This window comes from Exiguobacterium sp. s80 (assembly GCF_018618725.1).
GTDB lineage: Bacteria > Bacillota > Bacilli > Exiguobacteriales > Exiguobacteriaceae > Exiguobacterium_A > Exiguobacterium_A oxidotolerans.
The window spans coordinates 115,080-128,089 of record NZ_JACSMP010000007.1; the positions used below are offsets into that span (position 1 = coordinate 115,080).

Annotated in this window: 11 protein-coding genes and 1 pseudogene; 5 read left to right on the forward strand and 7 right to left on the reverse strand. The window is 48.3% G+C overall.

All coding sequences use genetic code 11. The features are described 5' to 3' along the window. Positions 1 to 67 precede the first annotated feature (67 nt). The 4 genes from KNP94_RS12535 to KNP94_RS12550 form a co-directional block, all read right to left on the reverse strand. Positions 68 to 1,600 (reverse strand): DHA2 family efflux MFS transporter permease subunit, encoded by a 1,533-nt coding sequence (locus KNP94_RS12535; protein WP_214802822.1) that lies wholly within the window; start codon positions 1,598 to 1,600, stop codon positions 68 to 70. Between the two features lie 226 nt (positions 1,601 to 1,826). Then, positions 1,827 to 2,153 (reverse strand): bacillithiol system redox-active protein YtxJ, encoded by a 327-nt coding sequence (ytxJ, locus tag KNP94_RS12540; RefSeq protein ID WP_029332401.1) that lies wholly within the window; start codon positions 2,151 to 2,153, stop codon positions 1,827 to 1,829. 4 nt (positions 2,154 to 2,157) lie between these two features. After that, a complete protein-coding gene (locus tag KNP94_RS12545) occupies positions 2,158 to 3,783 on the reverse strand; it encodes an acetolactate synthase large subunit (protein ID WP_088836110.1) in 1,626 nt (541 codons plus the stop codon). Next, a complete protein-coding gene (locus KNP94_RS12550; RefSeq protein WP_214808796.1) occupies positions 3,780 to 5,219 on the reverse strand; it encodes an NAD-dependent succinate-semialdehyde dehydrogenase in 1,440 nt (479 codons plus the stop codon). Before KNP94_RS12550 ends, KNP94_RS12545 begins: the two co-directional genes overlap by 4 nt. Before the next feature lie 361 nt (positions 5,220 to 5,580). On the opposite strand from KNP94_RS12550, the gene KNP94_RS12555 reads away from it, so the two are divergent. From KNP94_RS12555 to KNP94_RS12575, 5 genes are all read left to right on the forward strand, one after another. Continuing rightward, positions 5,581 to 7,281 carry a glycoside hydrolase family 13 protein gene (locus KNP94_RS12555; RefSeq protein WP_214767714.1) on the forward strand — a complete coding sequence of 567 codons (1,701 nt, stop codon included), beginning with the start codon at positions 5,581 to 5,583 and terminating at the stop codon, positions 7,279 to 7,281. Between the two features lie 239 nt (positions 7,282 to 7,520). Then, a complete protein-coding gene (locus KNP94_RS12560) occupies positions 7,521 to 7,943 on the forward strand; it encodes a YwiB family protein (RefSeq protein ID WP_239456799.1) in 423 nt (140 codons plus the stop codon). Next, the gene (locus KNP94_RS12565) at positions 7,933 to 8,352 is read left to right on the forward strand and encodes a hypothetical protein (RefSeq protein WP_088836113.1); all 420 of its coding nucleotides are present in this window, start codon (positions 7,933 to 7,935) and stop codon (positions 8,350 to 8,352) included. The genes KNP94_RS12560 and KNP94_RS12565 overlap by 11 nt, the downstream gene beginning before the upstream one ends. 182 nt (positions 8,353 to 8,534) lie before the next feature. Next, positions 8,535 to 9,854 carry an APC family permease gene (locus tag KNP94_RS12570; protein WP_214767716.1) on the forward strand — a complete coding sequence of 440 codons (1,320 nt, stop codon included), beginning with the start codon at positions 8,535 to 8,537 and terminating at the stop codon, positions 9,852 to 9,854. A 21-nt stretch (positions 9,855 to 9,875) separates the two neighbouring features. Continuing rightward, complete coding sequence (locus KNP94_RS12575) at positions 9,876 to 10,919, forward strand: zinc-binding dehydrogenase (RefSeq protein WP_214805712.1); 1,044 nt, start codon at positions 9,876 to 9,878, stop codon at positions 10,917 to 10,919. Between the two features lie 87 nt (positions 10,920 to 11,006). Here KNP94_RS12575 and KNP94_RS12580 read toward each other — a convergent pair whose 3' ends face one another. The 3 genes and pseudogenes from KNP94_RS12580 to tnpA form a co-directional block, all read right to left on the reverse strand. After that, positions 11,007 to 11,231 carry a hypothetical protein gene (locus KNP94_RS12580; protein ID WP_214802840.1) on the reverse strand — a complete coding sequence of 75 codons (225 nt, stop codon included), beginning with the start codon at positions 11,229 to 11,231 and terminating at the stop codon, positions 11,007 to 11,009. Between the two features lie 128 nt (positions 11,232 to 11,359). Then, positions 11,360 to 12,451, reverse strand: a pseudogene (tnpB, locus tag KNP94_RS12585) (IS200/IS605 family element RNA-guided endonuclease TnpB). A 5-nt stretch (positions 12,452 to 12,456) separates the two neighbouring features. Next, the gene (tnpA, locus tag KNP94_RS12590) at positions 12,457 to 12,855 is read right to left on the reverse strand and encodes an IS200/IS605 family transposase (protein ID WP_088836118.1); all 399 of its coding nucleotides are present in this window, start codon (positions 12,853 to 12,855) and stop codon (positions 12,457 to 12,459) included. Positions 12,856 to 13,010: the final 155 nt, after the last annotated feature.

The window sequence follows — 13,010 nt, forward strand, 5'->3', positions numbered from 1 at the left end:
CAAGTATATTGATTTGCAGGATTAAAAAAATACGCCACCCGAATGGGATGGCGTATTCAGTCGGACCTTATTGATTAGACACTTGAGGTTTGATGATTTGTTCGTTGCGCGAACGACCACTGATGATATCTTCCGCTTGCGTCGCTCGTTTTATGAAGAACGAAAGGATGAACGCAACACCCGCAATGAACGTCGAAATGAGGAAGGCGTAATTGATGCCGTCCAGTGTCGCTTGCATCATGATTTGTTGTTTCAACGCAGCAGCAGCCTCTGCTGTCGGTTGACTCGTCATGTTTTTAGCGGCCTCTTCGGCAAGTTCCGTCCCACGTGTCTTCGCATGCGTCGACATGATCGTAACGAGTAATGCCGTTCCGATGGCGCCGGATACTTGCTGCAACGTATTGTTCATTGCCGTTCCGTGCGGATAGTAGCGCGTCGGTAACTGGTTTAAGCCGTTTGTCGAGACGGGCATCATGACCATCGACATCCCGAACATCCGGAGTGAATACAAGATGATTAAGTGTGTATACGTCGTGTCCATCTTCAGTTGACTGAAGAAATAACTCGTGACGACAGTGATGAAGAGACCGGTGATTGCGAGTGGGCGTCCGCCAATCTTATCGAACAACTTCCCGTTGATCGGTGACATGACTGCCATGAGGATGGCTCCCGGTAGTAACATCAACCCTGCATCGAGTGGAGAAATGCCACGGATATTTTGGACGTAGATCGGTAAGAGCAGCATCCCTGAGAACATCGCCACCGTGACGACGATTGAAATGGCAGATGAGAGAGCGAACATCGGATACTGATAAATTTTGAAGTTCAACATCGGACGCTCCATCCGTAACTGACGCAGGATGAAAGAAACGAGCGCAATCACACCGATTGTCAGCGCGATTGTGACGTGTGGGCTGTCCCACCCTTTAGAACCGGCAGAACTAAACCCGTATAGGAGTCCACCGAAACCGAATGAGGATAAAACAACTGACATGAAGTCGAGTTTAGCATCCGACCGTTCTTTGACGTCACGGAGTAAGACGATTCCGGCAATGAGAACGACTAAAGCGATTGGTGTGATGAAGTGGAATAACATCCGCCAATCATAGTGTTCGATGATCCAGCCTGACAAAGTCGGTCCGATTGCGGGTGCACCCATCATAATGAGCCCGAAGAAGCCCATCGCCGTCCCGCGTTTTTCAATCGGGAAACTGACGAGCATGACGTTCATCAAGAGCGGCATCATGATTGCTGAACCAGAAGCCTGAATCATTCGTCCTGCCAACAGGACGGGGAATTCACTTGCGAACCCGGCAAGGATTGTACCGAGTGAGAATAATGTCATCGCGAGGATGAATAGACGACGAACAGAAAATTTTTGAATCAGAAAAGCAGATGTCGGAATTAAAATCCCGTTGACGAGCATGAAACCAGTCGACAGCCACTGGACGGTCGATGTTTCGATGTTGAGATCCTTCATGATCGAAGGAAGGGCGATGTTAAGTAACGTGTTATTTAAAAAAGCGATGAAGGCTCCAATCATCAATACGGAAAGGATACCGTAGGGGGGACGATTAGAAGCAGTTTTTTTGTGTTGCATGATTTTCCTCCTTAATGAACTGACGGTACACATTTCTATACGGTCGTTATATCTGTTGTATATCTTAATCTGATTTCAAGATAAATACAAACATTAATAACTAAGAAAGGTAATTTTATTTTTAATGAAGAACGAATGGCTCTGAAGCTTGTTGAAAGTAAAAAAACACCCGACTCTAAAAAAGAGTAGGATGTTTTTTGTAAACCGTCAGTAGTGATGAAAGGTCTCAGCCGACATGCGTGTTTAGGGCATCATTTGTAATGTCATAATGAGCTGCGGACCAAGTCGCACGTCCTTTTTCGATGAAGATGACTTGTGGTGATTCATGACGAACATTGTAATGTTCGGCGATGTGATTCGACAGCGTCCGTGCTTCTTGGACGAGCAAGTAGGCAGTCGGTACTGACGTCGCGTCAGCAAATTTCGTGTATTCAGAAAAACCGGCGGCACTGATTGGACAGGTCGTACTGTGTTTACAAATCACGAACGAGTCGTGTTCGGAAACGAATTGATCAAAGTCAGAAATCGATTGAAGTTTTCTAAGTTGTGGCATAGTATCATCCTCCATACGTCCGTAGACGTTCGCTTAACTTTAGATTTTCCCTGTAATCGACCGGACAGTCAATCAAAACAGGTCCGTCACTGTTTTGAGCCTGTTCGAGACAGTTCGAGAGACTGCCGTGTTCTCCGACACGAAGTCCGAGTGCACCGAAAGCCGTCGCGAGTTCGACGAGATCAGGGTTATCGAATTCTGTAAACGGTGCCCGGCCATAAGCCTGCTGTTGTTTCCATTCAATCAAGCCGTATGTGCCATCACGCCAAATGACGACAGTGATGGGGAGTTTCAAACGAACTGCTGTCTCGAGGTCTTGACCATTCATTAAGAATGCACCATCACCAGAAGCACAGAGTACCCGACGCTCCGGGTGCAGCAGTTTTGCAGCAATCGCGCTCGACAGACCATAGCCCATCGAAGAAAAGCCGTTCGAGATGAATAATTGATTAGGGCGTGTCGTTTGGAAATGACGACCGAGCCAAACTTTATGGGCCCCGACGTCTGAGAACAACATGCCGTCTTCACCCGTCGCCGTCTCGAGGGCACGAACGATACTTTGAGGGTGGAGGGGCAATGCCATCGAATACGTTGCTTGAATTTCTTGTCGCAACTTATCACGGTCCGCCTGCCAACCTTCCCAGGCCCGCGTCGGAATCGCTTCTGCTAACAGACGTAACGAATCAGACAGCGGACCAACCAAGTTCGCAACGACAGGATAATACTGGTCAATCTCATGCCGGTTCGTGTCGATGTGGATGACAGGTGTCCGGTCCGGATTCCACTTCGAAGGCGGCAACTCGGTAATATCGTAACCGATGGCGATGATGAGATCGCTTTGGTCGAGAATCCGTTGATTGTAGTCGGTATTCGGTAAACCGATTGTATGGGCGGCGAGCGCATGTTGCGAGGAGATGACCCCTTTACCCATCATCGTCTCGACAACAGGTGCTCCAAGCTTTTCAACGAACGTCCGGAACACAGCGGTCGCTTCGCTCCGGTTGATTCCAAAGCCGGCAATCACGACGGGCCGCTCCGCTTGTTCGATTTGTTTTAAGACCGCGCTGTCTTTTACGGATGTCGGGTGTAACGTATCCGGTTCACTGTCGCGTAAAAGTGGTGTCTTGGCATCGACATCTGCCTTTGCGATATCTTCCGGAAAAGAAATATGTGTCGCACCCGGCTTATCACAACAAGACTGGGCGAACGCTTGACGCACGATTTCCGGGATGACTTCTCCTGAGACGACCGATGTACTCGACTTCGTGATCGGTCGGTACATCTCGACTAAATCGAACATTTGATGGGATGCCTTGTGCTGGCGCCATGTCGCTCCTTGTCCCGTAATCGCGACAACAGGCGAGTGGTCCATCGTTGCACTTGCGATGCCCGTCATCATGTTCGTCGCACCTGGTCCGAGCGTCGATAAGCAAACACCGGCACGACCGCTTAAGCGACCGAACATCGCTGCCATAAACGCAGCATTTGTTTCATGGCGTGTCGTGATGAACGTAATATCCGATTCACTGATGGCGTCGAGTAACGTAATGTTTTCTTCTCCCGGGACGCCAAAGATGTGCGTGACCCCTTCTGCTTCGAGGCAGGCGACGAACCGTTCTGCCGCATTCATGCGTCCATTCCTCCAATCGAAACATATTTGGTTTCAAGGTACGCTTCGAGACCTTCCGATCCACCTTCGCGTCCGATTCCTGACTGCTTCATACCGCCGAATGGTGCTTGTGCGGCAGAGGGAACACCATCATTCCAACCGACGATACCGTAGTTCAATTGTTCAATCGTCCGCATCGCGCGGGCATAGTTATTCGTAAAGACGTAAGATGCAAGACCGAACGGCGTTTGGTTTGCATAACGGATGGCCTCTTCGTCAGAGCTGACACGTTGAACGGGAGCAACGGGACCGAATGTTTCTTCATTCATGATTAACATTTGCGGTGTGACATCGGCGAGGACCGTTGCTTCATAATAGTAGACATCTTTTTCTTCATCTGTCGTTCCAGTCCCACCTGTGACGACACGGGCACCGGCTGACGTCGCATTGTCGACGTGTTTTTTGACTTTGTCATAACCGGCTTGATTGATCATCGGACCGATGTTCGTTGTTTCGTCGAGTCCGTTCCCGGTCTTGAGCTTCGCTGTCGCTTCGCCCAGTTTTTCGACGAACGTATCATAGATTGAATCGGAGACGTAGATCCGGTTCCCGCAGACGCACGTTTGTCCACCATTACGGAATTTCGACTTGATCGTTTCCGCGACGGCGAGATCAAGGTCACAGTCGTCAAAAACAAGAATCGGAGCGTGTCCGCCGAGTTCGAGTGACATCGCTTTGATCGTCTCAGCACCTTGGGCCATCAATGTCCGACCCACTTCTGTTGAGCCTGTAAATGTGATTTTGTCGATATGCGGATGCGTTGCGAGCGATTCCCCAAGCTCTTTACCGCTTCCTGTGACGGCATTGACGACGCCATCCGGTATCCCGACTTCCTGACAAAGTTCAAGCAGGCGCAGGGCAGTCAGTGGTGTCGCAGTAGGTGGCTTCAGGATAAACGTACAGCCTGCAACGAGTGCCGGTGCCATTTTCCGTGTAATCATCGCAGCCGGGAAGTTCCACGGCGTGATGGCAGCGACGACACCGACCGGTTGTGTGATGACATGAAGCCGTTTGTTCGTATCGTGCGAGGGAATGATGCGTCCATAAGCACGTTTTCCTTCTTCAGCGAACCACTTGACGAAGTTTGCCGCATACTGGACCTCACCTTCAGATTCTGCGAGCGGTTTCCCCATTTCAAGTGTCATCAAGCGGGCGAGTTCATCTTTTTTCTCAATCATCTTCTCGTAAAGCTTCTCAAGCAGTTCAGCCCGTTCATAGACACTTCGTTTCGACCAAGCCGGAAACGCCTCGCGTGCCGCTTCGACGGCGTCATTGACATCCGATTTCGTTCCGTTCGGGACACTCCCGACGACTTCCCCGGTTGCGGGATTTTTGACGTCCGTCCGTTCACGATTATGATCAAGCCACTTTCCATCAATCAAAAATTGTCCGTCCATCTTACAAAATCCCCCTTTTTTATTTGCATTGTTAAGAATATACCCGAACGAGGAAAAAAAGATTCATCTTTCGACAGAACTTCATGCAAAAGGCTAGAAATCGACCGATAAAGAGTGTAGGATAATTCAGTAACTGTAATGTATGCATGACTGAAATATTGTTAACAAACGTCATCACTTTGAAGTGCCGGAAACAGACCGGGAACGTTGACATTGCATGTGTATTTGATAAGATGAAGGTAGAGTATTTGCGCAATCGATTGCGCTAAAAGAAATGAATCGATCACCCTTATAACAAATGAGCAATTATGATGAAAAAAATCAATGGACTAAGACAGACCGATGAGAGGATTTATATACGATGACACAAATGATACCGCGCCCAGAAACGGCCCAAAAAACCTTAACACGAGCTTGGTGGAAAGAAGCTGTCGCTTACCAAATCTACCCACGAAGCTTTTATGACGCAAACAACGATGGAATCGGCGATATTCCGGGTATCATCGCAAAACTTGATTATTTGAAAGATTTAGGTGTCGACGTTCTTTGGATTTGTCCGATGTTTAAATCGCCAAATGACGACAATGGTTATGACATTAGTGATTACGAAGATATCATGGATGAGTTCGGGACGATGGCAGACTTCAATCTCTTAATGGAAGAAGCGCACAAACGTGATATTAAAGTTTTACTCGATCTTGTCGTCAACCACACATCAGATGAGCATCCTTGGTTCCTCGAATCGCGTTCTTCAAAAGAGAATGAGAAACGCGACTGGTACATCTGGAAAGATGCCGTCAATGGTGGGGAGCCGAATAACTGGGAAAGCATCTTCGGCGGATCCGCGTGGGAATATGATGAAAAGACAGAACAATATTTCTTACACGTCTTTTCGCGTCGCCAACCGGATTTGAATTGGCAAAACAAAGACATGCGTCAAGCGATCTATACGATGATTAACTGGTGGCTCGATAAAGGAATTGATGGTTTCCGAATCGATGCCATCAGCCACATCAATAAAGACCAATCATTTGCCGATTTACCGAATCCACTCGGGATGCCACACGTGCCATCGTTTGAGATGCACATGAACGTTGAGGGCATCCACGAGTACTTGGAAGAACTCAAAGACGAAACGTTTTCGAAGTACGACATCATGACAGTCGGTGAAGCAAATGGTGTTACACCGGAAGAAGCAGATCTTTGGGTCGGCGAAGAGAACGGAAAAATGAACATGGTCTTTCAGTTCGAGCATATGGACTTATGGCGGTCAGATGCAGAAAAAGGTGTCGACGTCGTCAAACTGAAACAAGTTTTGACGAAGTGGCAAAAAGGTCTTGAAGAAACGGGCTGGAATGCACTCTATCTTGAAAATCACGATAAGGTCCGTTCCGTTTCACTTTGGGGAGATGAAGAGCAGTACTGGAAGGAAAGTGCGAAGTCGCTTGCGATGATGTACTTCTTCATGCAAGGCACACCATTCATCTACCAAGGGCAGGAAATCGGGATGACGAACGTTCAATTCCCGGACATTACGGATTATGATGACGTCGCGACGAAAAACATGTACGACATGCAACTGGGCTCCGGGAAGACACATGAAGAAATCATGGAAGTCATCTGGAACTCATCGCGTGACAACTCACGGACACCGATGCAGTGGACGAATGAGCAAAACGGCGGTTTCTCTACGCAGTCACCATGGTTCGGTGTCAATCCAAACTACGCTGACATCAATGTCGCGTCGCAACAAGCAGATGAAGATTCGATTCTTAACTTCTACAAACGGATGATTCAAATTCGTAAAGCAGAAGAAACATTGATTTATGGAGAATATGATTTGATTTTACCGGACGACGAAAAAGTCTACGCCTACACCCGGACACTCGGTGACGAACAATTCTTAATCGTCACGAACTTAAAAGGTGAAGCAGCGGACATCGACACGGACATCATCCTCCATTCGGATAATCTCGTTCTCGGTAACTACGTGACGGCTTATCACGAAGGAACAGAACTGGCGCTTCGTCCATTCGAAGCACGTCTGTACCGGGTACGTTAAGGAACGGGGATGAACGTTCCGACCTGTACGCAGCGAATGCCAATGATCCCGTTTATGATACGGGTTCATTGGCATTTTCTATGTCTCCTCATCTCGGTCCTGACGCTCTAAGACATATCTAAGATACATTTGGAAAAGAGTGAATCCTTTTTGAGTCAGGCTATTTTGTGTAGATTGTCAGTTTGCGACCGTGCGCATGAGGAAAAAATCGTGTACGCTAGACAATGAGGTGATAAAAAGTGAAACCAAAACGTTATCCCGTCCTGCTGCGGCAAGTGACGACGATTCAAGATGACGCGATGCGTGAATCCGTCGATCTCGAAGCAGAAGGTATGCTATTCGAGACGAAGGACGGTTTTGCGGTAAAATTCGTACAAGAAGACGAGCAACCGATTGATACGACGATCAAATGGTCGCATGACCAAGTTGCATTGAACCGTAAAGGTCCTGTCTCGATGCACCACGTGTTCATTTTAGGACAACAAACAAAGAGTGGATATGAAAGTCAGTTTGGTCAGATGTTGATGCAGACGGAGACCCACACGATTGAAATGCGCGACCAACAGATGCGCTTCACCTACGACTTGATGATGAATCATCAGGCGGTCGGAACGTATACGATTGAACTAACATGGAAACGGAGTGAGACAGATGGCGTTTGAACAAACGGTAAAAGAGATGGAACAGATGCTCGACGAGGAATGGTTCGAGTGGTTGGAAAATGATGAGGATAAATACAATGCGTGGCGCGATCAGCTCGAGACACTCGCAGAACAAGTCATGACGGAATACAATCCGAAAGTCGAGACGGACGCAATCGATTCATTGTTGTTAATCAATGAAGAATTGCCGGTTCTGTACGGAGAAGATACAGTCATGTTGTATACGGCGTTACTTCACGCCCGAAAAGAGGACGAAACGGTCTACGAGCGCTACCTCGCAATTCTCGGTGCGTTCGCAGAAGAAAACCACCCGGCGCTCCGTCAAGTCGAACAAGCTGTCGCGAAAAAAGATTACCAGACGGCGTATACAAAAGCAGTCAAGTTGCCGCAAGCGTTAGGTCTCGAATGACGGCGGGTTAGACAGAATTGCTTTTTACCACGCTAAAGGTGATGACGAAATAGAGAGGTGGGTTTTGATGCCCCCCTCTCTATTTGTGTTCAAAAAATTGTTTGCAGACACGCTATTTCTCGATCGCTGTTTAAACCTAAGAATTTTCAGGGTAATGATTGCAATAGAGAGGAGTGGGGAAAATGGCAGAATACAAGAAAGACAGCATCAAGTTAACAGGAGCCATCGGACTCGGAACAGGCGTCATGATTAGTGCCGGAATCTTTGCCTTGCTTGGGCAAGTCGCAGAACTGTCCGGGACATGGTTTCCGTTCATCTTCATCATCGGTGGAATCGTGACGGCATTCAGTGCCTATTCCTACATCAAACTGAGCAATGCCTTTCCGTCTGCCGGCGGAATCGGAATGTTCCTCGTCAAAGCGTACGGGAAAGGAACGATTACAGCAGGTGCCGCCTTACTGATGGCCTTGTCGATGGTCATCAATCAAAGCTTGGTCGCCCGGACGTTCGGGACATACTTACTGCAATTATTCCCGGGGGATCAAGCCGACTATCTCGTTCCCTTACTTGGTGTCGGTTTGTTGGTCTTCGCCTTTTTAGTCAATATCGCAGGGAATGCCTTCATTCAATCCTTTTCACTTGTCGCCTCGGTCTTGAAGGTCGCGGCACTCGTCGTCTTTGCGATTATTGCGTTATCCATCGGTGGCTTTTCATTCGTCCCGGAGACGACGGGGAGTGCACCCGATGTCACAATCACCGGCTATATTGCGGCAGTCGCCTTAACGATTTTATCGTTTAAAGGGTTTACGACGATTACGAACAGCGGGTCTGAAATCGTCAATCCGAAACGCAACGTCGGCATCGCAATCATCGTGTCGATTTTAATCAGTCTGGTCGTTTACCTCTTGCTCGCCTTCTCGGTGTCAAGCAGTCTATCGCTCCAAGAAATTATCGATGCGAAGGATTATGTTCTGGCGGAAGCGGCACGTCCGGCACTTGGTGACGCCGGTGTCTGGTTCACGGTGTCAATCGCGCTCCTCGCGACGATTTCCGGAATCATTGCCAGTGTCTTTGCTGTCTCACGGATGCTCGCGATGTTGACGGACATGACGTTGATTCCGCACCGACACTTCGGGATGCCGGGGTCGGTGCAAAAGCATACGTTAGTTTATACGATCGTCATTGCGATGGTCTTAACGGTGCTGTTCGACTTGACACGCATCGCCTCGATGGGCGCGATTTTATATCTCGTCATGGATATCATCATTCATGTCGGTGTGCTGAAACATCTTCGGAAAGAGTTGAGCGTTAATCCATTCATCGTCATCAGTGCAATCATCCTTGACGCGATTGTCCTTGGTGCCTTCGTCTACGTCAAAGCCTCAAGTGATTGGCTCGTCGTCGTCGTGTCACTGATCGTCATCGCCGTCGTCTTCTTTGGTGAACGGCTGTTCTTGAAGCATGTCGATGAAGAGGATGCGTCAAACGATAAATCAGAGTGAGTTTGAAAGGGAGAGATGATCATGAAAGCAGTCGAAGTCAGAGGATACGGGGACGTGGACCAGCTCGCCGTCGTCGAGCGTCCGATTCCTGAGCCCGGTCCAGGAGAAGTACTCGTACAAGTCAAAGCGTGTGCGATCAACAATACAGAAATTTGGATGCGTGAAGGGGCCTACGGGACGGACGCAAAATCGGGTTGGAAACCGGAAGGCGTTCAGTTTCCACGCGTCCCGGGTTCTGATATTAGCGGACGGATCGTGAAAGTCGGGACGGGAGTAGAAGAAACACAAATCGGGCGGGACGTCGTCCTGTTTCCCTTTACCTCAAGCGGACCGGACGGAACGGAGCATATCGCGCAAGATATGTCGTTCATCGGCTCGGAATACGACGGGGGTTACGCGGATTATGTCGTCTGGCCGGCTGAACTCTGTTACGATATGCCGCTTGACGACTACACGAAAAGTGCCATCTTCTCCGTCAGTGGTTTGACGGCGTGGCACATGGTCGAGCAGCTCCAACTGGAACCGGGACAAACGGTACTCGTGACCGGGGCGAATGGTGGTGTCGGTTCACTGAACGTTCAAATTGCCGCACGTGTCTTTCAGGCAAACGTCATCGCCCTCGTCGGTGATCTTTCGGTAAGCGACCAGTTAAAACAGTTCGGGGCGACGCACGTCCTCTCGTATAAATCAGAGCAGCTGGCAGATGATATTGGAGCGGCGAACGGTGGACCCATTGATGCCGTCCTCGATGTCGTCGGAGACGCGTTATTCGCGACCTCACTCGCCGTCTTAAAAAATGGCGGGAAGTTCTGTATCTCCGGTTCAGCCGGCGGTCAGCAGACACAGCTCGACTTCCGGACGGTCTACTTGAAGCACTTGACGCTGTATGGTTCTGTTCTCGGTACACGTGCTGAATACGGACGGATGCTTGAAGCGATTGCCGCCGGGAAACTCGAACCCGTCATCGACCGGACGTTTCCGCTCGAGGAAGCGGGGGCAGCGCAGACGTATTTTAAGGAAGCGGGGAAGCTTGGGAAAATCGTTTTGTTGCCAACGGGCGAATAATTAACTTTATACAAAAAACCGACGGATTCTGACCTTCCTTGGAAAGTGAGAAGCTGTCGGTTTTTTTGTATGTGTTAAAAAGAAAAATCAAAACGCAGCTTCTGTCCGTTCTGTTTCGGATAAGAGTTTAGCGTGGATGCCGCGTTGGCGTAACGATTGTTGGAACGACTGATCAATCGGGCGATAGCCTTTTTCGATTAAATCGTTGATGTAAAGCTTGTTGTATAGGAAAGCAAACGCGATATTGATTACGATACTCAGGATGCCGGCTGTCGCAAATGCTGCGATGAAACCGAGAACAAGTTGAATCAAGCCCCATGTGAACTACTCACCACTTATTTGCTTCGCAAATTGAAGTGGGAGCTTCTTGGGAAGATCGTACTTTTACTAGCTACGGTTATTTACCAAGCTCATCGGGTGGTTCCCACCCTGAAGGGTTTTCAGTCTGCCAATATCAACAAGTTGATACTCGCATTAATATCTCTGTCATGATGAGCGCCGCAAGTACACGTCCATTCGCGTACATCGATCGTTTTCTTCTCGCCTTTTACTCCACAAGAAGAACAGATTTGAGTAGAGGCGTACCATTGATCCGCTTTGATAAGTGTTCGGCCATAGAATTTGCATTTGTATTCTAACTGTCGGACGAACTCATACCAACTGACATCTGCAATCGATTTGGCGATTTTATGGTTCTTCATCATGTTCTTCGACTTTAGTGTCTCAACGACGATGACTTGGTTTTCGTCAACGATCCGTTTCGACAGCTTATGAAGAAAATCTTTACGTTGATTTGCAATCTTTTCATGCTTCTTCGCGAGGATCATCCTCGCCTTCTCTCGGTTCTGACTCCCGATTTTCTTGCAGGACAAGGCGCGTTGCGCCTTCTTTATCTTCTCTTCGGACTTTCGAAGAAAACGAAGATTGTCAACTTTCTCAGAAACACGCTCATCGTTTGTCATGATGGCGAAGTGCTCCAAACCAAGGTCGATTCCTACTTTATTCTTGGCTAGAACCCATTGCTCTTCGGCTTGATTGACAAGGATGGAGATGAAGAATTTCCGGGTCTTCGTCATCGAGACCGTCGCGGACTTGATCACACCATCAAACGGACGATGTTGTTTCAACTTCACAAAACCGATTTTAGAAGGTTTCACCTTACGATATTCGATGCGGATGCTCCCCTTCAGATTGTTTGTCGTGTAAGAGGCCCGGTCATTGTGCTTCGATTTGAATTTCGGAAACCCGACAGACCGATCTCAAAAAAAGTTGGTATACGCCTTGTTTAAGTCCATCTGAGCGTTCGCAAGAGAAAGACTGTCGACTTCTTTGAGGAAAGGGAATTCGGGCTTGTACTTCGCTGGGGTTGGGAGCTTCTGCTTCGTGTCAGGATTGAGCTTCGAATCTTCATACAATCGGATACGTTCTTCGAGCATCTTATTGTAGACGAAACGGACACAACCGAACGTCTTCACGAAATATTCTTGTTGGGGTTTCGTCGGATAGAGTCGAAACTTGTACGCCTTCAGCAAAGCAATCACTCCTTTCCTTGTTTTTCGATATAATGTCTGATGACGTCGCTTGTCGCACCACCGGTCGTCACCAGACAGTAACTTCGAGACCAAAACATGTCTTTCCATAATCGTTTCTTGACGTGCGGAAAGTCTCGTTTGATCAGTCGGCTGCTTGCGCTCTTGTAGGCGTTCAGAAACTTTGACATTTCCGTGTTCGGGTGTGCTTTGAACAGCACATGGATATGATCGCCGTCATGATTCCACTCGTTCAGCGTGATATGATACGACGCGCCGATTCGTTCGAACGTCTGTCTCGCGAACTCCGAGATGGCGTCATCGATCACTTTGCATCTGTATTTCACGACGAGGACAAGATGATAATTCAGAAGAAAGACTGAATGTTTATTTGTGTCCATTTTCATTGATATATCAGTCCTTTTGATTAGTTATACTGGTTGTATCAAACGATTGAAGTCTTGCCAAGACGGGCGATTCATCTCCCACACGCTGGGCTTCGCCCCGAGACGCTTAGAGGTGGGAGAATTCTCGCTAAATTTAGTTAAAATCACCGCGGAAA